Genomic DNA, 21526 nt, shown 5'->3' on the forward strand with positions numbered 1-21526 from the left:
CCGCGCAGCAAAACAACCAATCGATCAGAACCCGCGTCCCGACACGGCAATGCCGATCGTCAGCACACCCAGCACGAGATTGAACATGACGAGCCGGCGCACGGTAACCACCGCGCGTGCGCCGTCCGGCCAGCGCTGCGCCTGCACGGCACGGCGAATGGCCGGAAAGGCCACGAAAATGATGTGACCGAAGAGCAGCATCATGATCGAGCCGAGCGCCGCCATCGCGTTCAGTTGCCAGGGCGCCCCGGCGCCGCCGAACACCATCAGCATGTAGCCGCCGGTCAGCAGAATCACGATCACCGCGGCTCCGATCCAGTTGAAGAAGCGCTTGTGCACGGCCTCCCAGAGCGGCAGCCGAAGCTGCGGCGAGAGATCTTCGAGCGCGGGGCGCAGACAGAAGAGTGCGAACACCATGCCGCCCACCCAGACGGCAACACTCAACAGATGCAAAAAGAGCGCGATTCCGAGCGCGTGATTCATGCTTCCGATTCCTTTTGTAATCTTGACGGGACGGCAGTACGCCTGCGAACAACGCGAGAGCGTTAGCGCGCGATTATTTCATGTCGCGTAAAGGCACGTTCGGAGTGTGGGCACCGGTGTCGCGCTCGCGCATCGCACCGGCGTCGCCCTGCTCGTTACTTCCCTGCCCCTTACATTTACTGCGCTTTACTGCTGCAACACCGGACGCAACGAAAAGATCTGCTTGAGCTTCGAATCGGGCGCGCGGCCCTTGCGCGCGCGCTTGCCGACCTGCGGCGCCAATACCGGCCCCGCCATCAGATCCTCGCCCGGCTTGCCGCCGCGCCCCGTGCCGACCAGCACCACGCCCGCCGCGCCGATCGCGAGCGCCTGCACGAGCTTCTCCTTGTCGTCGAGCTGCATGAGCGTCACGCCGCGGCCGCCCGCGGAAAGCGTCTTCATCTCGTCGAGGCCGAACACGAGCAGCCGCCCGCCCGACGACAGACACGCCACCTGGAGCGCGCCCGGCAGCACCGGCATCGGCGCAAGCGGCACCGCGCCTTCGTCGATCGTCATGTACGACTTGCCCGCCTTCACGCGGCTCACCATGTCGCCGATCTTCGCGATGAAACCAAAGCCGTTGCTCGACGCGAGCAGCAATTGCTGGTCCGCGCCGGCCGCGAAGTAATGCAGCAGATGCGAACCCGCTTCGAGTTCGATGAGCGACGTGACCGGCACGCCGTCGCCGCGTCCGCCCGGCAGTTGCGCGATCGAAATCGAATAGACGCGGCCATTGCTGCCCCACGCGATGAGCGTATCGGGCGTGCGGCACTGGAATGCCGCATAGAGCGCGTCGCCGGCCTTGAACGTGAAGCCCTGGCTGTCGAGCCCGTGGCCCTTGAGCGCGCGCACCCAGCCCTTCTGCGACACGACCACCGTAACCGGCTCGTCCACCACGCGCACTTCGAACGACGCGCGCTTTTCCTGCTGGATCAGCGTGCGGCGGTCGTCGCCGTATTGCTTCGCGTCGCCTTCGATTTCCTTCACGATGACGCGCTTCATCGACGCTTCGTTCGCGAGCAGCTCTTCGAGCTTCGCCTTTTCGTCGCGCAGCGCTTCGAGTTCCTTCTCGATCTTGATCTTTTCGAGCCGCGCCAACTGGCGCAGACGGATTTCGAGGATGTCCTCGGCCTGGCGGTCGGACAGACCGAACGCCGAGATGAGCGCCGCTTTCGGCTCGTCGGACTCGCGAATGATGCGGATGACTTCGTCGATGTTGAGGAAGACGATCATCCGCCCTTCGAGGATGTGGATGCGCTCGTCGACCTTCGTCAGGCGATGCTGCGTGCGGCGCGTGACTGTCGCGAAGCGATAGCCGATCCACTCGTACAGGATCTCGCCGATGCCCTTCTGGCGCGGACGGCCATCGGCGCCGATCATCACGAGATTGAGCGTGGCGTTCGATTCGAGGCTCGTGTTCGCGAGCAGCGAGTTCACGAATTCGCTCTGGTCGATGCGGCTCGTCTTCGGCTCGAACACGAGGCGCACCGGCGCGGCCTTACCCGATTCGTCGCGCACGGCGTCGAGCAGCGCGAGCATCGACTGCTTGCTCTGCAACTGCTCGGGCGTGAGGGTTTTCTTGCCGAGCTTGAGCTTCGGGTTCGTCAGCTCCTCGATCTCTTCGAGCACCCGCTGGCACGACGTGTTCGGCGGCAGCTCGGTCACCACCAGTTGCCACTGGCCGCGCGCGAGATCCTCGATCTTCCAGCGCGCGCGCACCTTCAAGCTGCCGCGCCCGGTTTCGTACGCCGCCGCGATTTCCGCTTCGCTCGAAATGATCTGGCCGCCGCCCGGGAAATCCGGCCCCGGCAGCTTGTCCATGATCTCGGCGTGCGTGATCTGCGGATTGCGGATCATCGCGACCGCCGCCGCCGCGACTTCGCGCAGGTTGTGCGACGGAATTTCCGTGGCGAGACCCACCGCGATGCCCGACGCGCCGTTCAAAAGCAGCATCGGCAAACGCGCGGGCAGCGTCTTCGGCTCCTCGAACGAGCCGTCGTAGTTCGGCATGAAGCCGACCGTGCCCATGTCGATTTCGTCGAGCAGCAGCTTCGCGATGGGCGTGAGGCGCGCTTCCGTGTAACGCATCGCCGCCGCGCCGTCGCCGTCGCGCGAGCCGAAATTGCCCTGGCCGTCGATGAGCGGATAGCGCATCGAGAAGTCCTGCGCGAGCCGCACGAGCGCGTCGTACGCCGACTGGTCGCCGTGCGGGTGATATTTACCGAGCACGTCGCCGACCACGCGTGCCGACTTCACGGGCTTGGCGTTGTCGCCGAGGCCCATCTCGTTCATCGCGAAGAGAATGCGCCGCTGCACCGGCTTCTGGCCGTCGCAGACATCGGGCAGCGCGCGGCCCTTCACGACGCTCACCGCGTAGTCGAGGTACGCGCGCTCCGCGTAGTGGCCGAGCGTCAGCGTGTCGCCTTCGGCGCCGCCCGTCACTTCAGCAAAAAGATCGTCCATATTCAGTCAGTCCGTATTCCTGTCCAGACGTGTGTGCAAGCGTGTGCGAACCCCGGCACGCGCGTCAGATGTCTGCTTCGACCTCGTTGCCCTTCTCTTCGAGCCACGAGCGGCGCGACGCCGCTTCGCCCTTGCCCATCAGCATCGTCATGCGCGCGACGGTGGCTTCATAGTCGAGCTCGCCGAGCGACACCGGCGACAGACGCCGCGTGTCCGGGTTCATGGTCGTGTCCCAGAGCTGCTCGGCGCTCATTTCGCCGAGGCCCTTGAAGCGGCTGATGGTCCATTGCGTGTCACGCACGCCGTCCTTGCGCAGCTTGTCGAGGATCGCGTCGAGTTCACCTTCGTCGAGCGCATAGAGCTTCTGCGCGGGCTTCTTGCCGCGCGCAGGCGCATCGACGCGAAAGAGCGGCGGACGCGCCACGCACACGTGGCCGCGCTCGATCAGTTGCGGGAAGTGCTTGAAGAACAGCGTGAGCAGCAGCACCTGGATGTGCGAGCCGTCGACGTCCGCATCCGAGAGGATGCAGATCTTGCCGTAACGCAGGTTCGAGAGATCGACGGTGTCGTCGGGGCTGTGCGGATCGACGCCGATCGCCACCGAAATGTCGTGCACCTCGTTGTTGGCGAACAGGCGGTCGCGCTCGGTCTCCCACGTGTTGAGGACCTTGCCGCGCAGCGGCAGGATCGCCTGATATTCCTTGTCGCGGCCCATCTTCGCGGAGCCGCCCGCCGAATCGCCCTCGACGAGGAACAGCTCGTTGCGCGCGATGTCCGTCGATTCGCAGTCGGTGAGCTTGCCGGGCAGCACGGCCACGCCGGAACTCTTGCGCTTCTCGACCTTCTGGCCCGCGCGCGTGCGCGCCTGGGCCTGCTTGATGACGAGTTCGGCGAGCTTCTTGCCGTGCTCGACGTGCTGGTTGAGCCACAGTTCGAGCGCCGGGCGCGAGCACGACGAAACGAGCTTCACGGCGTCGCGGCTATTCAGGCGCTCCTTGATTTGCCCCTGGAACTGCGGATCGAGCACCTTCGCCGAGAGCACGAACGACACGCGTGCGAACACGTCTTCGGGCAGCACCTTCACGCCCTTCGGCTGAAGGTTGTGCAGCTCGACAAAACTCTTCACGGCCTGGAACAGACCGTCGCGCAGGCCCGATTCGTGCGTGCCGCCCGCGGGCGTCGGAATCAGGTTCACATACGATTCGCGCGTGAGCGAGCCTTCCTCGCTCCACGCGACGACCCAGGCGGCGCCTTCGCCATCGGCGAAGGTGTCGTCGCCGGTGCGCGCGTTATCGGCATAGAGCTCGCCTTCGAACAGCGGGATCACCAGATCGCTGCCGCCCATGCCTTCGAGCAGATAGCCGCGCAGGCCGTCTTCGTACTTCCAGCTTTGACGCTCGCCCGTTTTCTCGTTGATGAGTTCGACTTCGACGCCGGGCAGCAGCACCGCCTTCGAGCGCAACAGACGCTGCAACTCACCGAACGGCAGATTGGGCGAATCGAAATACTTCGGGTCGGCCCACGCGGTCACGCGCGTGCCGCTCTTCTTCTCGTCGCGCGCGGCGTTGCGCGTGGTGAGCGGCCTCGCCACGTTGCCGTCGGCAAAGCCGATTTCGGCGACCTTGCCGTCGCGCCAGACGGTGACGTCGAGGCGCTTCGAAAGCGCATTGGTCACCGACACGCCGACGCCATGCAGACCGCCCGAGAACGTATACGCGCCGCCGGCGGCCTTATCGAACTTGCCGCCCGCATGCAGCCGTGTGAACACGATTTCGACGACCGGCACTTTCTCTTCGGGATGCAGGCCGAATGGAATGCCGCGGCCATCGTCCTCGACGGAGACCGACTGGTCGGCATGCAGCGTCACCGTGATGCGCTTGCCATAGCCGCCCAGCGCTTCGTCGGAGGCGTTGTCGATGGCTTCCTGGATGATGTGCAGCGGATTTTCGGTGCGCGTGTACATGCCCGGCCGCTGCCGGACGGGCTCGAGGCCCTTGAGCACTTTGATCGACGCTTCGCTGTACGCGGCGCTTGACTTCTTCGTAGACATGGTGGTCCGTCGGATTTCCGCCCAGATGTCCACAGCCTCTGTGGACATCTACGTGGATAACGCGTTGAGTTTTCAAAAAAAGCGAAACGAAACAACGGGATGAACTGGCATGCCCGCCGCGCAGGCAGATGCGCGGCGAGCCGATTCGCCAGGTATTGTACTGATTTGGTGCTGCGCGGCAATTTGGTTCGGAGCCGGGTAAGGTGAATTTGCCGGCCCGGCAACGCTCACACCCGATGTAAAAAAGCGGCCTTTTCGAAAGGCCGCCTCGCGAGATGCTGCTTGAACCTGCTACTTGCGCTTACTTCCGCTTACTTGCGCTTGCTCTCCAGCTCCTCCCACCGTTCGAGCGCGACGAGCAGTTCCTCGTCGATCTGCGCATAGCGCTCGGTGAGCCGCGCGCCCTCCTGGGCATCCCTCACGAAGATCGAACCCTCCTCGATCTGGGCGCCGATGGCTTTTTGCTCCGTCTCCAGCGCCTCGATCTGCGCGGGCAGCGCCTCCAGTTCGCGCTGCTCCTTGAACGAGAGCTTCACGGTGCGCTGCGCGTTGCGCCCCGCCGCGCTGTCCTTCGGCGCAGCCGCAACCGGCGCGGCGTCGCGCGGCGCGCGCGCTTCGGCGATCTCCTGCGAGCGCGCGCTCTGCGTCTGCCAGTCGCTGAAGCCGCCCACGTACTCGCGCCACAGCCCGTTGCCCTCGGACGCGATCACCGACGTCACCACGTTGTCGAGAAACGCGCGGTCGTGGCTCACGAGCAGCACGGTGCCGTCGTAATCGGCGAGCAGTTCTTCGAGCAGTTCGAGCGTCGGAATGTCGAGGTCGTTGGTCGGCTCGTCGAGCACCAGCACGTTGGCGGGCCGCGCGAACAGGCGCGCGAGCAACAGACGGTTGCGCTCGCCGCCCGAGAGCGACTTCACCGGCGAGCGCGCCCGCTCCGGCGCGAACAGGAAGTCGCCGAGATAGCTCATCACATGCTTTTTCGCGCCGTTGATCTCGACCCAGTCGCTGCCGGGGCTGATCGTGTCGGCGAGGCTCTTTTCGAGGTCGAGCTGCGCGCGCATCTGGTCGAAGTACGCGACCTGCTGGTTCGTGCCGACGCGCACCGTGCCCTCATCGGGCGCAAGCTCGCCGAGGATGAGCTTGAGCAGCGTGGTCTTGCCCGCGCCATTCGGGCCGACGAAGCCGATCTTGTCGCCGCGCATCACGATGGTCGAAAAGCGGTCGACGATGGTTCGGTCTGCGTAGCGTTTCACGACATCGGTGAGTTCCGCGACGATCTTGCCCGACTTCTCGCCCTGCGCGACGTCGAGCCTCACGTTGCCCAGCACGTTGCGGCGCTCGGCGCGCTCGTTGCGCATCTGCACGAGACGCGCGATGCGCCCGACGCTGCGCGTGCGCCGCGCCTCCACGCCCTTGCGGATCCACACCTCTTCCTGCGCGAGCAGCTTGTCGAACTTGTCGTTCTCGACGCGCTCCACTTCGAGCTGCTGCGCCTTGCGTTCCTGATACTGCGTGAAATTGCCCGGATACGAGAGCAGACGCCCGCGATCGAGTTCGACGATGCGCGTCGCCACGCGGTCGAGGAACGCGCGGTCGTGGGTGATGAAGAGCAGGCTCGCGCGCTGCGAGACGAGCAGGTCCTCCAGCCAGCGGATGCCGTCGAAGTCGAGGTGGTTGGTCGGCTCGTCGAGCAGCAGCACGTCGGGCTGCACGACGAGCGCGCGCGCGAGCGCCACGCGCTTTTGCATGCCGCCCGAGAGCGCGCCCACGCGTGCGTCGCCGTCGAGGCCGATCTGCGCGAGCGTCGTCGACACGCGCGTGCGCCAGTTCCAGGCATCGGCCGCATCGAGCGACGACTGCAGCGCGTTCATGCGCGCGAGCAGCGCATCGTGCTCCACGCCTTCGGGCGTGTCGGCGAGACGGTGCGCGACGACGTCGTATTCGTCGAGCAGCGCGCGCACGCCTTCGAGCCCCGAGGCGACCGCATCGAACACCGATGCGTCTGCATCGAACTCGGGTTCCTGCGGCACATAGACGGTCGAAAGATGCTGCTGACGCGTGATGAGGCCGTCATCGGGCTTGGCGAGTTCGGCGACGATCTTGAGCAGCGATGACTTGCCCGCGCCGTTGCGGCCGATCAGCCCGACGCGCTCGCCGGGTTCGAGCGAGAAGTCGGCGTGATCGAGGAGCGCGACGTGACCGAACGCGAGTTGCGCGCCGGTAATGGTGTAAAGCGACATGACTGGGGAACGATGCCTGCGTTGGACCTGAAGCGCGCATTGTACCGGGGTGGCGGGACGCGGCCCCCGCGGCCCCCGCTCCCCCGGCGCTTTGCTGCACGCGAGAGCGGCAGCGCTACTTCACGTGGACCGTGATCGTTTGGCTCCACTGGGGCCCGTACGAGTGGTGCGCGCCGTCGGCGAACTGCGCCGTGAGCGTGTGATCGCCGGGCGGCAGCGTGATGTCGGCTTCGGTCTGTCCCTTGCCGTAGTGGAGCGACTTGTCGTTGACCGGCACCACCTGGCCTTGCGGCAGCGGCCCGCTGTCGATCAGCAGGTGATGGTGACCGGTGCTGGGCGTGGTCGTGCCCGCGGGCGCGACGGTCATGCCGTCGACGTCGAATTTGACGTGCACCGGATTGCTCACCGTCGCACCGTCCTTCGGCGCCACGAAATAGACGCCTTCGGCGCGCGCAACGCCGCTCACCGCAAGAAAGGCCGCGAGCGCCGCGCCCGCCAGCCAAATGTTTCTGACCATCGTCGTTCTCCTCGAAAGTAGGTGGACCGACCGGCGCCGCACGATGCGTCCAGGCCCGCACGACGCCTGCGGATCAGGATACACCGCACCGGCAAACGCTCGCGCCGCAGACGGCCGCCGCCGCGCAACGTGACTTTCGTCCGCGGGCGATGGGATTTTCCGGTCGTTTTCCGGTAACATCGCGGGCCGCCTGCCGCCTCAAAGGACACCCCAAACGGTCCGCAAAAGGGGACGCATGAAAGGCATCACATCGAACGGATGGAAGGTCTGCTGTGAGCGAAGTCATCGAATACAAAAGCTGGGTCTGCCTGATCTGCGGCTGGGTCTATAACGAAGAAGAAGGGCTGCCCAACGAGGGCATCCCGGCAGGCACGCGTTTCGCCGATATCCCCGCTGACTGGCGCTGCCCGCTGTGCGACGTGGGCAAATCGGATTTCGCCGTCGTCGAATTCTGATCGCCCTGACGGCCACCGAGGCGCCCGCCGCCGCGTCATTCTCGGGCCGCGGCGCGTTTGCTATACTCCACGTCCTGCATCGCGATTCGCCATCGGCGCGAACGCGCGCGTGCTCCGCGCCATGACGGGTGACTTGGGAAACATGGCGAACAGGCGGAGCCTGCAGTCATGCGTCCCGCACGCCTCCCTGTAGTTCAATGGATAGAACAAGTGCCTCCTAAGCGCTAGATGCAGGTTCGATTCCTGCCAGGGGGACCAGCCGCCCGCAACGCGCGGCCTCCACCCATCCGGACGGCTGGACGCCACTATCCCAAGCAGAGATCCTCCATGGACATCAACAAGCAACTCGCCGCCCTCACCGCCTCCGAACTGCAGACGGCCGGTGCGAGCCAGGCCAGCGCGATTGCGCTCAGCGTCGTGCTGCGTCATCTGAATTCGCCGGAGCTCGCCCGGCTCCTCACGTCGGCGTTCGAAAACCATCAGGCCGTCATGCTCCAGACGCCGTGGCCCGAGCAGATGCTGCAGTCGTTCGAAGCAACCCGCCGCTTCCTCGAAGCCGCCGCGCAACCGCAAGCGGATACGCCGCCGAGCGCCGAATAAATTGCACAAGCCAATCGCACAAACCGCATAAACCTGCACCAGCCGCGCAAGCCGCAAAAGCCGATTCGCGCGGCAGCCGCACCGCTGGCCCACCCGCCGCATCGGCCATTGCGCACGTCGCCGCGTTGTTCCGCGCGTTAATCCGCGAGTTGCTCCGGGTAAACAGGGAGACACGCGGCCCTCAAGCTGCGGCGGCCGCTGCCGTTATAGCGATATGGACTCCAATCGTCCCCCCGTCGCCGGTCATCTCATGTCGAACCTGATCGACCAGGACATCGCACACATTCGCCGCGTCGTGCCGCTCGCGCTGAACGGCGACCTCGCCGGTCCAATCCTGCCCGCACGTTACTGGCGCCGACGCCTGTTCCACTTGCTCGACACCGGCCTCGTCAGCAAAGGCCAGCTCAGCGAAATCGACAGTCTCCTCGCCCTGCTCGACGAATACGACCGGAGCGCGGCGCAACCGGCGACCGCCTCGCAACAGGAAACCACGGGCCGCTCCGGGCGCGCCTGATCGATCCGTCGATCCATCCTCCGGCCGCGACGCGGCAGGCTGAGCAATCCCACTGCGCGACTTGCACGCCGCTTACGGAATCCCTGGTGCCGCGGGTCGCCTGTCGGTCATAATGTCCGCCAAAATACCCAGAGAGGATTCCGTGTCCACGGCCCATTCGCGAGACCTGCTGCGGCAGGCACGTCAACGCTTCACCCAGCAACAGATCGCCGCGCATGTCGGCAAGGACGTCAAGACCGTGCGCCGCTGGGAAAAGGGTGAAACGCCCTGCCCCGCCATGCTCGACGCCGCATTGCGCGAACTGTTGTCCGGCAGCGAGCGCGCCGCCGGAACGCCTGCGCGGTTCCGGTTCGTCGACCTGTTCGCCGGCATCGGCGGCATTCGCCTCGGCTTCGAGGCGCAGGGCGGCGAGTGCGTGTTCACGAGCGAGTGGAATCCGTTCTCGAACAAGACCTACCTGGAAAACCACGGCGATCGCCACGCGATCACCGGCGATATCACAATCGTCCCCGCCGCCGACATCCCCGATCACGACGTCCTGCTCGCCGGGTTCCCGTGCCAGCCGTTCTCGATCGCGGGCGTGTCCAAGAAGAATGCGCTCGGCCGTCCGCACGGTTTCGAGTGCACGACCCAGGGCACGCTGTTCTTCGATGTCGCGCGGATCATCGCCGAGAAGCGCCCTGCCGCCTTCCTGCTCGAAAACGTGAAGAACCTGCTCTCGCACGACCGCGGCCGCACGTTCGACGTGATCCTCCAGGTGCTGCGCGACGAACTGGGCTACGACGTTCACTATCGCGTGATCGACGGACGCCATTTCACGCCGCAGCATCGCGAGCGCATCATCATCGCCGGATTTCGCGAGCCCGCGGCGTTCACGTGGGACGCGCTCGCCCTGCCGGAAGAAGGCCCGCGTCTCGCGTCGATCCTCCATCGCACCGACGGCACGGAGCCGGTGCTCCCCGCTGACGGCGATCGTTTCTTCGATCACCGCGCGCGCCGCGTGCAGCCGAAGTACACGCTCACACCCGGCCTCTGGCAGTACCTTCAGCAGTACGCCGAGAAGCATCGCGCAGCGGGCAACGGTTTCGGTTACGGCCTCGCGTTTCCCCACAGCGTCACGCGCACGCTATCGGCGCGCTATCACAAGGACGGCAGCGAGATCCTCGTCCACCAGGGCGAAGGCGTGCGCCCGCGCCGCCTCACGCCGCGCGAGTGCGCGCGGCTGATGGGCTTTCCCGACACGTTCCGCATTCCCGTCAGCGATACCCAGGCGTACCGGCAGTTCGGCAACAGCGTGGTGATGCCCGTGATGCGCGAAGTCGCGCGCACGATGATGCCGCACCTCGATGCGGCGCTCGGGCGGGCGGGTGCTGCGGGCGACGCAAAAACCAGCGCTCGCGGCGAGGCGAAACCGGCTGCGGCGCGTAAGGCAATGCCCAAGACGGCGCGCAAGGCAGCGGACGAAGGAGTGGACGAAGTGGTGGGCAAAGCGGTGGGCAAAGCGGCGCCCACGACGCGGCGCAAGCGGCCAGCCACCGAAGTCGCCTAAGCCACCTAAACCGCCTAAGCCACCTAAACCGCCTAAGCCACCGGAGCCACCGGAGTTACGACTAACCAACGGACGGCGCACAGACCTCATGCCATGACAGACGTCGTCGATTCCGCCACCCGCAGCCGGATGATGTCCGGCATCCGCGGCCGCGACACGAAACCGGAGCGCACGATCCGCAGCCTCCTGCACCGGCGCGGTTTTCGCTTCCGGCTCGACGTGCGCGAGCTGCCGGGCCGTCCGGACATCGTGCTGCCGCGCTATCGCGCCGTGGTGTTCGTGCACGGCTGCTTCTGGCACGGCCACCACTGCGCACTCTTCAAGTGGCCGCAGACACGCCCCGAGTTCTGGCGCGAGAAGATCGCGCGCAACCGCGCCAACGACGCGCGCGCACTCGCCGCGCTCGCCGCGCAGGGCTGGCGCGTCGCGGTGATCTGGGAGTGCGCGCTGCGCGGCGCCGGTCACGATCCGCAGGCCGTTGTCGAGCGGCTCGACGCGTGGCTGAAGGACGGCGTATCGGCCTGGTTCGAAGCGCGCGGATAAATGTGCGGAAAAACGCGCGAATAAGCGTGCGGACGAGCGCACCGGGCTGCCAGACTTCGCTGTCAGGCCCAGCCATGGCGCGTGCGTGGCGGTGATAAACTCACTCGACCGATTCGGCCGCGCCCGCAGACGCATCGACGGCTGCAACACACAAGAAGGAGGTAAGGAGGATGGCTGATTTCCGACTCTGGTCCGACGATTTTCCGAGCAACGGCTTCATGCCGAAGGCGCAGGAATTCGACGATCGGGCCTTCGGCGTCGACGGCGACAACGTCTCGCCCGCCCTGCAATGGGAAGCGCCGCCCGAGGATACGCAAAGCCTCGCGCTGACCGTCTACGATCCTGACGCGCCCACCGGCAGCGGCTTCTGGCACTGGATCGTCGTCAACATTCCGCCCGATGTGCGCTCGCTCGCACGCAACGCGGGCAAGGCCGACGGCAGTCTGCTGCCGCAAGGCGCGGTGCAGGTGCGCAACGACTACGGCACGGTCGGCTTCGGCGGTGCGGCGCCGCCGCGCGGCGACCAGCCCCATCGCTACATCTTCCGCGTGCATGCGCTGAAGGTCGCGCAACTGCCGGTTACGCCGGAAACGACCAATGCGGTCGCGCGTTTCATGACGCACCTGAACGAACTGGACTCGACCACCTACGTCGGGCTCTACGAACTGAAATAACGCTGTGCCGCAGGGCGGCGTGCGCGCAGGCCATGCGCCGGACGCCGCCCGAGCCTGGCGCCTCGTGCCCGCTCGCGCTCGCTCGTTTGCGAACCGCCCGCGAGGCGACGCGCGCCCAATCATCGATGCCCACCAATCCTTCGCTATCCGGACCATCCGCCGCCGCCCTCGCCGAAGCCGAGCCCGGGCTGCCGCTGCCGCAGCGCTATCACGCGATCATCGTGGTTGCGCTCGGCATCACGCTCGCCGTGCTCGACGGCGCAATCGCCAACGTCGCCCTGCCGACCATCGCGCGTCACCTGCACGCCAGTGCCGCCAGCTCGATCTGGATCGTCAACGCGTACCAGCTCTCCGTAACCATCTCGCTCTTGCCGCTCGCGTCGCTCGGCGACCGGATCGGCTACCGGCGCGTGTACCTGTCGGGGCTCGCGCTCTTCACCATCGCGTCGCTCGGTTGCGCGCTCGCCACGTCGCTGCCCGAACTCGCGCTCGCGCGCATGGTGCAGGGCTTCGGCGGCGCCGGCATCATGAGCGTCAACACCGCGCTCGTGCGCATGATCTATCCGCGCAGCAAGCTCGGCCGCGGCGTCGCCATCAACGCGATGGTCGTCGCCATCGCCTCCGCGGTCGGCCCGACCATCGCCTCGGCCGTGCTCTCCGTCGCTTCGTGGCCGTGGCTCTTCGCGATCAACGTGCCGATCGGCGTCGCCGCGTTTGCGTTCGGGCTGCGCACGCTGCCCGTCAACGATCCGCATCGCGCGCCCTACGATTACTGGAGCGCCGTCCTCAACGCACTGGTGTTCGGCCTGCTGATCTTCGCCGTCGACGGTCTTGGCCACGGCGAGCGCGGCGCCTGGGTCGCCGTCGAGTTCGCGGCCGCAATCGCGTTCGGCTGGTACTTCGTGCGCCGCCAGTTGAGCCAGCCTGCGCCGCTCTTGCCCGTCGATCTGCTGCGCATTCCGGCTTTCTCGCTTTCGGTCGGAACGTCGGTGTGTTCGTTCTGCGCGCAAATGCTTGCATTCGTCTCGGTCCCGTTCCTGCTGCAGGACACGTTCGGTCTCTCGCAGGTGCAGACCGGCTTTCTCATGACGCCGTGGCCGCTCGTGATCGTCGCGGCCGCGCCGCTCGCGGGCTGGCTGTCCGACCGCTATCCGGCGGGCATCCTCGGCGGCATCGGGCTCGCGCTGTTCGCGCTCGGCCTGTTGCTGCTCGCAACGCTCGGCGGGCATCCGTCCGCGTTCGACATCGGCTGGCGCATGGCGCTGTGCGGCGCGGGATTCGGCACGTTCCAGTCGCCGAACAACCGGCAGATGCTCTCGTCCGCGCCGCGCGAACGCTCGGGCGGCGCGAGCGGCATGCTGGGCACGGCGCGTCTCACCGGACAGACGCTCGGCGCCGCGCTCGTCGCGCTGATCTTCGGCATTGCGCCGCAACACGGGCCGACGCTCGCCCTCTATGCGGCGACGGCGTTTTCCGCCGTTGCCGCCGTCATCAGCATGCTGCGGCTCATACCGGGCAGCACGGCGACGGCGAAGACGTAACGAAAACACGACGGCAACACAACGACAACGCAACGGCAACGCAACGGCAACATCACGCCGCCGTAGCGCCCCCGTTTTACGCCCGCGCGTCGTTCGCACTCGTGCGCGCCGCCGCTGTCCAAACGGATAACGGCGCGCCGATTCATGTCGATACGTATCGCTTCGTGTCGATTCGTGCCGCCGCGATCTTCCCTTCACGGTGTTCAATCAAACCCAAGGGGATTTCCATGTCATTGATCGTCGCTGGACGGTTCACGACCTTCCCCGCCGCCGAGGCCGTCGCCGAGAAGCTCTTCGCACGCGGCTTCGTCGAGGAAGACGTGAACCTCTTCTTCGTCAATCCGCGCGGGCAGCACGCCCGTCACGCGATCCACACCGCCACGCCGCAAGGCCCCGTCCTCCTGTCGCCGCATTTCACGCGCAACTTCACCGCTGGCGCGGTGGCGGGCGCCGTGGTCGGCGTCGTGCTTTTCGCGGGGCTGTCGGGCTCGCTGCCGGTCATGGTGATGGCGGCGGGCGTCGGCGCGTGGATCGGCGCGTGGATCGGCATGAGCGCGAGCCGGCAGCACGCCGCCGAGCATCACGAGCGCGTGCTGCACGAAATGCGCAGTTCGGGCGTGCTGCTCGCGGTGCACGTGAGTCCGGAGAACCAGGCCTCGGCCGCCGATGTGCTGCGCGAAGCCGGTGCAGCCGACGTCGAGCGTGCCTCGGGCCGCTGGCAAGGCGGCCATTGGGCCGACTTCGATCCGACCCGCACGCCCGAGCCGTACGGCAAGGCGGCTTAGACACGCCGGGCGCGCCTGACACGCGCGAGCGCTGCAACGCAACACGGCGGCCCGCAGGCCGCCGCGTGAGTGAGCGTGTGTGCGTGCGTGTGTTTGTGCGTACGCCACTGCGTCGCGCCGAGGCGCACGACAAAACGCACTACGTCGCGGCGGCTCAGCACAACCGAGCCGTCATCCAGCCTTCGCCGGTGCAACGCTGCGCGCCCTGGCCGTGACCGACGCGGCCGTCGCGACGCTGCGCAGATCGGCGAGGAACGTATCGCGCCACACCGAGAGATTGTTCTCGCGCAGCGAGGCCATCATGTCCGTGTAGCGCGCGTGACGCTCGCTGCGCGGCATCGAGAGCGCGCGTTCGAGCGCTTCCGCCGTCTGGTTCAGATCGTAAGGATTGACGACGAGCGCGCCCGGCATGTGCTCCGCCGCACCCGCGAACTGCGAGAGCACGAGCACGCCCGGATCCTCGGGATTCTGCGACGCCACATATTCCTTCGCGACGAGATTCATCCCGTCACGCAGCGGCGCGACATAGCCGACGTGCGCCTGCCGGAAGAGCCCCATGAGCAGATTGCGCTCGTACTTGCGGTTGAGGTACTGGATCGGCGTCCAGTCGAGTTGCGCGAAGCGGCCGTTGATGCGGCCCGCATCGCCTTCGAGGTTGCGCCGGATGGCCTGATAGGTCTGCACATCCGAGCGCGTCGGCGGCGCGATCTGCAGGAGCGACACGCGGCCATGCCAGCCCGGCCCGTTCTGCAGCATGCGCTCGAAGGCCTGGAAGCGCTCCGCGAGCCCCTTCGAATAATCGAGCCGGTCGACGCTCATGATGAGCTTGCGCCCGCGCATGGCGTCGCGCAGGCTGCGCACGGGCTTGCGGTCGGAGAACTGCGCTGCGGAGGTCGCGATCGCGTCGGGATAGATGCCGATCGGGTAGGCGCCCACCTTCAGGAAACGTCCCCACGCGTGAACCATGCCGTCGTCGCTCGCGCTGCCGTGGCCGCCGCGCTCGACGTAGTCGAGGAACGCCTGGCGGTCGGCGTCCGTCTGGAAGCCGACCACGTCGTAGTGGCACATGAACTTCATCAGCTCCTCATGCGGCGGCACCGAGCGCAGCACCTCGGGCACCGGCAGCGGAATGTGCAGGAAAAAGCCGATCGGATTCTTCACGCCGAGATCGCGCAGGCAGCGCGCAAACGGGATCAGGTGATAGTCGTGAACCCAGATGATGTCGTCGGGTTCGATCATCGGCTGAAGCTGGCGCGCGAGCGCCACGTTCACGCGCAGATAGCCCGCGTAATCCTGGCGCTCGTAGCGCGCGAGGTCGTTGCGGTAATGGAAGGTCGGCCAGAGCGTGGTGTTCGAAAAGCCCTTGTAGTACTGGTCGTAGTCACGGCGTGTGAGGCCGACCGTCGCGTAGGTCACGTTGCCTTGCTGCTCAATGGCCGGATGCGACGGCGCGGTGACGGTCTCGCCGCTCCAGCCGAACCACACGCCGCCGGTTTCCTTGAGCGCATCCAGCACGCCGACGGCGAGCCCGCCAGCGGCGGGCCGCCCTTCCTGCGTCGGCGCAACGCGATTCGATACCACGATCAGTCTGCCCATTGCGGCTAACCTCCTGTTTCGTTGTTTCTGTGACGATATCGATCTGACGATTGCAAGACGCGTGCCACGTGTCCGTCAGCCTGGGTGGAAACACGCTTTCGGCAGCGATAGAACAAGCGCATCCCGCGCAGCGGACGCGCCCTGCGCAATGGCACAAACGTCTGGAAACGGCTGGAAATGACTGGATGACGCGCTGTGGGGGCCGGATGAAACTCACGCGTCCTGTTCCGACCCGAGATCGCGCTGGTAATCGAGTCCTTCAGCGCGCGCACCGCCCTGGTTGTGCTCGCCATCGGGCGGCACGCCCGGCGCCGTGCGGTTCTGCCCGGCCGGATCGGGTGCGCCCATGGTGGGCGGGTAGTTGCCAGGCTGATCGCCGTCACGCGGACCGCGCTTGCCCGAATGACGTGCCGAACGACGCAATGCGGGATGTCTCATGTCCATGCCTCCAGCGCCAGGCCGCTACCTGGCGGCAGCGCGTGTTCATAGTCTAGGGTTCGTCGCGTGAAATTTCCGGTAAAAATGGCGAAAGTTTTGTAACTCGTACATAAAAGCGTAAGAGCCGCGCCGATGCGGGTGCGCGATGTGCTTTCCGGCGCGGCGCGCACGCCAACCCGGCCAGCACGGCCGGCGAGCCCGGCGCATTCACGCGGCACAGCCGCGCTGCGCGGGGTTGGCAGTCCGGATCCGGCGCCTATTTGTTTGCGGCGATTGCGGCGATTGCGGCGCCTCGAACGGCTCGGGCGGCGGATCGCCGATCGGCGGCCCGTCCGGCTCGTCCGGCTCGCCCGGCGGCGGGTCGTCAGGCTGCGGGGTATGCGCGAGATACGGCTTCGTGCCGGTGTGGCCGGTATGACCTGTGTAGCCTGTGCGGCCTGTAAATCGGCAGTGGGGCATGGCTCACTCCTCGAAATGTCTCCCTCTGCTCAACAGCGCAAGGGACATACCATGAACCAGGCGGGCAAAAGGCGCCGGGCCAGGCGCAAGCAGCCCGATCCGCGGCCTGCCGGGGCCGCCGCAGGGCCGCGTGCTCAGGCGTCCGCGCCACCCGTCACGTGCGTGGGCGCCTGATCGTCCGCTTCGCCCTTGCCGCGCTCGTTGCCATATTCGACGAGCCGGTTATAGAGCGTCTTCAGGCTGATGCCGAGAATCTCCGCCGCCCGCGTCTTCACGCCGCCGCATTGTTCGAGCGTGGCGAGAATCAGTTGCCGGTCGGCGTCGGCGAGCGAGGTCCCGAACGGAATCGTCACGGCCGTCCCGGCCATCGACTTCGACAGCGAGATCTGCAACGGCACTGCGGCGGTGAGGTCGCCATCGGCGCTCGCCATGATGTGCGCGCGCTGCACGTAGTTCTTCAGCTCGCGCACGTTGCCGGGCCACGGGTACGCGGCCAGCATTTCGCGCACGGCAGCCGGAAACTGCCGCTTCGTGCCGTGGCGTTCGTTGAGTTCGTCGAGAAACGACTGGGCGAGCAACCCGACATCCTTGCCGCGCTCGCGCAGCGGCGGCAGGTTGATCGGGAAGACGTTGAGCCGGTGATAGAGGTCGAGGCGCAGCTTGCCTTCGGCCACGGCCTGCTCGGGATCGCGGTTGGTCGCCGCGATGAGGCGCACGTCGGTCTCGATCTCCCTGGTCGTCCCGACACGCATGAACATGCCCGTTTCCAGCACGCGCAGGAGCTTCACCTGAAGCTCGACCGGCATTTCGGTGATTTCGTCGAGAAACAGCGTGCCGCCGTTCGCGCGTTCGAAATAGCCCTTGTGCTGCCGGTCCGCGCCGGTAAACGAGCCGCGCTCGTGGCCGAACATCTCCGATTCGATCAGGTTCGGCGAAATCGCGCCGCAGTTGACCGCGAGGAATTCCTGCTTGCGACGCAGGCTCAATTGATGAATGGTCTGCGCGGCGAGTTCCTTGCCGGTGCCCGACTCGCCGACGAGCATCACCGACGCGGGCGTCGGCGCCACCCGGCCGATCTGGTCGTAAACCTCCTGCATCGCCGCCGAACTGCCGAGCATCAGACCGAAACGGCCCATGCGGCGCAGCTCGCCGCGCAACGTGCCGATTTCCGCCTTGAGGTCGCCCGCGCGCGGCAGCCGGTTCAGGATCGCCTTTACGCGCTGCAGGTTGATCGGCTTGACGAGGTAATCGATCGCGCCGGCCTTGAGTGCGTCGACAGCCGTCTCGACGCTCGCATGGCCGGTGATGACCACGAGTTCCACGCCCGAGCGCGGATCGAGATCCTGGAACAGCTCGGTTCCGCTGCCGTCCGGAAGTTTGAGATCGGCAAAGACCACATCCGGCATCTGCCGCACCAGCTGGATGCGCGCCTCGCGCAGATCGCCGGCCTGTGCGGTGGTGAGGCCGTCGTCGCCCACCACGGCGGCCAGTGCCTCGCGGGTTCCCGCATCGTCATCGACAATCAATACATGTGGCATCGCGTCTCGTCAGCCCTCGAATGTGAATGGCCCCGCGCAACCGCGCGTCGCGGCGTGCAATCGAAGCCATAGGAACCGGCGCCGCACAGGCGCGGCGCACGCAGTCGTAGCGTGGTGGAGTACGAAACGGTCGGGTACGGCACCGAAGGCGGCGCAGGCGTGCTTTAGCTGCAACTATGCAACAATCCCGCAGTTATTGACTGGCCTAGACCCAGATTGTTGTTGATATGACCATTATAGAACGATTCGAGATAGATGCGCGTCCAGCCTCGCGCGGCCGGGCAGCAGGGTGCCCGTCGTAGAAGATTCAAGCTGGGTTCACGCCGGAAGCGCGTGCGGCTTAGGCGTTACCGTGCGGAAACGGCCAGGGCGCACCGGCCGCACCGTTGCTCTGACCAGACGCGGCTGCGCCCGATGCCCTGGCGCCCGACATACCCGAGACGCCCGCGCTGGAGGCAGCCGCCCCGGCCGCGCTGCCGCCGTCGGCGTCGAGCGCGCCGCCCTCGCCTTCCCAGCGGCTCAATTCACGGTGATAGCTCATACGCTGCGCCCGATGGCGCTGCGACCAGCGCCAGGCCATCATCCCGGCCGTCGCGCCGAGCGCGCCAACGGCGAGCAATGCGCCCACCAGATTCGTTCTGTTCGTCGACATGTCGCGTCCTCCGGATCTTGCCGTGCATCTTGCTGTGAATCTTGCTGCGTAGCGTCCCGGTCAGCACCGGAATCGTGCGGTAAGGCACCGCCCGTATACCGTCGATCCGGGCGAGCGTCGCGAGTTCCACAGCAGGATTCGTGCCGGATGTGCGAAGATCGGCCAACATCGCACCGACATACGTGTACGCCAAGGTAACGGCGCGATAACGGCAAAGCGCGAACGTCCGTCGGACAGTACGTCGATTGCCCTGCGGCGTGTCACGGTGGTTAAATATTCAGGCGATGCAAACCATGCGGCCGTCGGCGCGGCTTCTCCCGTGCCAGTCCTGGACGGCCATGTCCGAACCGCGCCTCGGCCGCTCGCCGCATGAAGTCATGACGGCATGACCGCATGACGATGCAGCCGCTCAAAGGCGTAAGCCCCCTTTTCAGGACGGAATAGCTTATGGCGCAAATCGAGCCGGGCTCGCCCGCCGCCGATCGCAACACGCGCAACCAGCGCGACAAGCGCAACGAAAGCGAGGACCACGGCGCGCGCGTCGCCGGCCTGGAGTCGTTTGGGCGGCTCTACGGTTCATCGCCGGTGATGCGGGAACTCTATGCGCAGATCGGATGCGTGGCGGCCACGGACGCCACCGCGCTGATCGTCGGCGAATCGGGCACGGGCAAGGAACTCGTGGCGCGCACCATCCACGATCTGAGCGCGCGGCGCGACGGCCCGTTCATCCCCGTCAACTGCGGCGCGATCCCCGACGATCTGATCGAGGCCGAACTCTTCGGCCACGAGAAAGGCAGCTTCACGGGCGCGGTGCAGGCGCGCGATGGGCACTTCGAGCACGCGCGCGGCGGCACGCTGTTCCTCGACGAAATCACCGAAATGTCGTTGCTGCACCAGGTGAAGCTGCTGCGCGCGCTCGAAACCGGCGACTACTTTCCGGTGGGCGGCAACGAGGCGATCCACGGCGACGTGCGCGTCATCGCCGCGACCAACCGCGATCCCGTCACCGCCGTCAAGGAAAGCTGCCTGCGCGAAGACCTGATGTACCGCCTTGCCGTGTTTCCGCTGCGCGTGCCGCCGCTGCGCGAGCGCGGGCACGACCGCGAACTGCTGGCGCAACTGTTTCTCGCCGAACTCAACGAGCAGGAACGCTCACAGAAGGCCTTCAGCAAGCGCGCGCTCGAAGCGGTGCGCAACTGGTCGTGGCCCGGCAACGTGCGCGAGTTGAAGAACGCCGTCTATCGGGCGTTCATCCTCGCGGAAAAAGCGGTGGAGATTACCCATCCGCAGCTGGTGCCGCGTGTAAAGAAGCCGGTCACGCAGGGCGATGCGATGAGCGTCTGGATCGGCACGCCGCTCGCCGACGCGCAAAAGCAGATCATCCTCGGCACACTTAAATATTGCGGCGGCGACAAGCGCCTTGCGGCGCGCACGCTGGGCGTGAGCCTCAAGACGCTCTATAACCGCCTCGGCAGCTATGGCGCGGACGACGGCATCGACGATGAAGACGACCGCGTGCGCGAAAGCCGTTGAGGGAGGCTGCATCGGCGCGATGCCGCCAGCGCAAGGATGAATCGAGCGCCGGGGCGCGCTTGAACCCATACGCTTTCGCCCCGCACCCGTGAAAAAAACGGCCGCCGAAGCGACCATTGAGCGACCGTTTTTCCGTATGCGGCGAAGCGCTCAGGACTCGACGTCCTCGAGGCTGAAGATTTCCGACTGGTCGTTGTACGAAAAGATCTCGCCGTAACGGCCCCAGTCGATCACCGTATCGAGCGTCTCCTCGGCGGCGCCGTCGGACAAGAAGTCCTCCAGTTCCTGCTCGAAGCGCACGCGCGGCGCACGATGCCCCGGCCGCTCGCCGAGCACCTTCTTGATACGCGCCGCGAGCGGGACGTTGCGCAGCAGATGCTCCGCGAACATCATCTTGCGCTCCTGCGTGCCGAACTCGGCGAACACGCGCGCGGGCGGCGTGAGCAGCACGTCGCCTTCGCGCACGTCCGCGAAACCGAGGTTCTGCAGCACTTCCGCGATCGGGAACAGGTCGTCGACTTCCAGATGCAGCGAGCGCGCGATTTCCGGCATGTCGGCGCGGCCATGGTACGGCGCGGCCGCGAGCGTTTCGATCAGACCGGCCATCAGGTTGGTCGACACGCGCGGCAGCCAGCTGCCGAGCTCCAGCCCCTTCTTGGTCGTCTCGCCGGTCTGGCGCGCGGTCATCTTCGCGTAGATGTCGTCGACAAGCTTGCGGAATTCCGGGTCCAGACGATTGCGCGGATGCTTGAACGGCACCTTGATTTCGGCGACGACGCGGCCCGGATTCGACGACAGCACGAGAATGCGGTCGCACATGAACACCGCTTCTTCGATGTTGTGCGTGACGATCAGCA

At 66.3% G+C, this 21526-nt stretch carries 20 protein-coding genes and 1 tRNA gene; 10 read left to right on the forward strand and 11 right to left on the reverse strand.

The window, feature by feature from the left end; all coding sequences use genetic code 11:
• Positions 1 to 24 precede the first annotated feature (24 nt).
• From Q0L30_RS19230 to Q0L30_RS19250, 5 genes are all read right to left on the reverse strand, one after another.
• Positions 25 to 483, reverse strand: a complete 459-nt coding sequence (locus Q0L30_RS19230; protein ID WP_296659841.1) for a CopD family protein — start codon at positions 481 to 483, stop codon at positions 25 to 27.
• Between the two features lie 186 nt (positions 484 to 669).
• Complete coding sequence (parC, locus tag Q0L30_RS19235; protein WP_296659845.1) at positions 670 to 2985, reverse strand: DNA topoisomerase IV subunit A; 2316 nt, start codon at positions 2983 to 2985, stop codon at positions 670 to 672.
• Between the two features lie 64 nt (positions 2986 to 3049).
• Positions 3050 to 5035 (reverse strand): DNA topoisomerase IV subunit B, encoded by a 1986-nt coding sequence (locus tag Q0L30_RS19240; protein WP_296659848.1) that lies wholly within the window; start codon positions 5033 to 5035, stop codon positions 3050 to 3052.
• A 311-nt stretch (positions 5036 to 5346) separates the two neighbouring features.
• Positions 5347 to 7275 (reverse strand): ATP-binding cassette domain-containing protein, encoded by a 1929-nt coding sequence (locus tag Q0L30_RS19245; RefSeq protein WP_296659851.1) that lies wholly within the window; start codon positions 7273 to 7275, stop codon positions 5347 to 5349.
• Between the two features lie 115 nt (positions 7276 to 7390).
• The gene (locus tag Q0L30_RS19250; RefSeq protein WP_296659853.1) at positions 7391 to 7792 is read right to left on the reverse strand and encodes a DUF4399 domain-containing protein; all 402 of its coding nucleotides are present in this window, start codon (positions 7790 to 7792) and stop codon (positions 7391 to 7393) included.
• A 272-nt stretch (positions 7793 to 8064) separates the two neighbouring features.
• Here Q0L30_RS19250 and Q0L30_RS19255 point away from each other — a divergent pair, with 272 nt between their 5' ends.
• The 9 genes from Q0L30_RS19255 (at position 8065) to Q0L30_RS19295 (ending at position 14453) form a co-directional block, all read left to right on the forward strand.
• Positions 8065 to 8247, forward strand: a complete 183-nt coding sequence (locus tag Q0L30_RS19255) for a rubredoxin (RefSeq protein ID WP_296659856.1) — start codon at positions 8065 to 8067, stop codon at positions 8245 to 8247.
• Between the two features lie 183 nt (positions 8248 to 8430).
• A tRNA-Arg gene (locus Q0L30_RS19260) sits at positions 8431 to 8505 on the forward strand.
• Positions 8506 to 8574: 69 nt separating this feature from the next.
• A complete protein-coding gene (locus Q0L30_RS19265; protein WP_296659861.1) occupies positions 8575 to 8847 on the forward strand; it encodes a hypothetical protein in 273 nt (90 codons plus the stop codon).
• A gap of 250 nt (positions 8848 to 9097) precedes the next feature.
• Positions 9098 to 9361, forward strand: coding sequence for a hypothetical protein (locus Q0L30_RS19270; protein ID WP_296659864.1), 264 nt, complete (start codon positions 9098 to 9100; stop codon positions 9359 to 9361).
• Positions 9362 to 9473: 112 nt separating this feature from the next.
• Positions 9474 to 10910, forward strand: coding sequence for a DNA (cytosine-5-)-methyltransferase (gene dcm, locus Q0L30_RS19275; protein WP_296659867.1), 1437 nt, complete (start codon positions 9474 to 9476; stop codon positions 10908 to 10910).
• Positions 10911 to 11003: 93 nt separating this feature from the next.
• Entirely contained in the window at positions 11004 to 11453 is a 450-nt protein-coding gene (locus Q0L30_RS19280; protein ID WP_296659870.1) for a very short patch repair endonuclease, read from the forward strand.
• A 170-nt stretch (positions 11454 to 11623) separates the two neighbouring features.
• Positions 11624 to 12127 (forward strand): YbhB/YbcL family Raf kinase inhibitor-like protein, encoded by a 504-nt coding sequence (locus tag Q0L30_RS19285; protein WP_296659872.1) that lies wholly within the window; start codon positions 11624 to 11626, stop codon positions 12125 to 12127.
• Positions 12128 to 12252: 125 nt separating this feature from the next.
• Positions 12253 to 13668: an MFS transporter gene (locus Q0L30_RS19290; RefSeq protein WP_296659875.1), complete on the forward strand. Its 1416-nt coding sequence runs from the start codon at positions 12253 to 12255 to the stop codon at positions 13666 to 13668.
• A gap of 227 nt (positions 13669 to 13895) precedes the next feature.
• A complete protein-coding gene (locus tag Q0L30_RS19295; protein ID WP_296659877.1) occupies positions 13896 to 14453 on the forward strand; it encodes a hypothetical protein in 558 nt (185 codons plus the stop codon).
• Positions 14454 to 14624: 171 nt separating this feature from the next.
• On the opposite strand, the gene otsA is transcribed toward Q0L30_RS19295, so the two are convergent.
• From otsA to Q0L30_RS19320, 5 genes are all read right to left on the reverse strand, one after another.
• Positions 14625 to 16049, reverse strand: coding sequence for an alpha,alpha-trehalose-phosphate synthase (UDP-forming) (gene otsA, locus Q0L30_RS19300; protein ID WP_296659879.1), 1425 nt, complete (start codon positions 16047 to 16049; stop codon positions 14625 to 14627).
• Positions 16050 to 16262: 213 nt separating this feature from the next.
• On the reverse strand, positions 16263 to 16487 hold the full coding sequence (locus tag Q0L30_RS19305; RefSeq protein ID WP_293034192.1) for a hypothetical protein: 225 nt from the start codon (positions 16485 to 16487) through the stop codon (positions 16263 to 16265).
• Positions 16488 to 16694: 207 nt separating this feature from the next.
• Complete coding sequence (locus Q0L30_RS19310; protein WP_296659895.1) at positions 16695 to 16946, reverse strand: hypothetical protein; 252 nt, start codon at positions 16944 to 16946, stop codon at positions 16695 to 16697.
• Positions 16947 to 17080: 134 nt separating this feature from the next.
• A complete protein-coding gene (locus Q0L30_RS19315) occupies positions 17081 to 18484 on the reverse strand; it encodes a sigma-54 dependent transcriptional regulator (RefSeq protein ID WP_296659883.1) in 1404 nt (467 codons plus the stop codon).
• A gap of 340 nt (positions 18485 to 18824) precedes the next feature.
• The gene (locus Q0L30_RS19320; protein ID WP_296659887.1) at positions 18825 to 19136 is read right to left on the reverse strand and encodes a hypothetical protein; all 312 of its coding nucleotides are present in this window, start codon (positions 19134 to 19136) and stop codon (positions 18825 to 18827) included.
• Positions 19137 to 19583: 447 nt separating this feature from the next.
• On the opposite strand from Q0L30_RS19320, the gene Q0L30_RS19325 reads away from it, so the two are divergent.
• Positions 19584 to 20669 (forward strand): sigma-54-dependent Fis family transcriptional regulator, encoded by a 1086-nt coding sequence (locus Q0L30_RS19325; protein ID WP_296659890.1) that lies wholly within the window; start codon positions 19584 to 19586, stop codon positions 20667 to 20669.
• A gap of 150 nt (positions 20670 to 20819) precedes the next feature.
• Here Q0L30_RS19325 and Q0L30_RS19330 read toward each other — a convergent pair.
• Positions 20820 to 21526 (reverse strand): AAA-associated domain-containing protein (locus Q0L30_RS19330; RefSeq protein WP_296659893.1); only part of this gene is annotated, 707 nt, incomplete at its 5' end.

It is taken from the genome of Paraburkholderia sp., from assembly GCF_024281035.1.
In the GTDB taxonomy this organism is placed as follows: Bacteria; Pseudomonadota; Gammaproteobacteria; order Burkholderiales; family Burkholderiaceae; genus Paraburkholderia.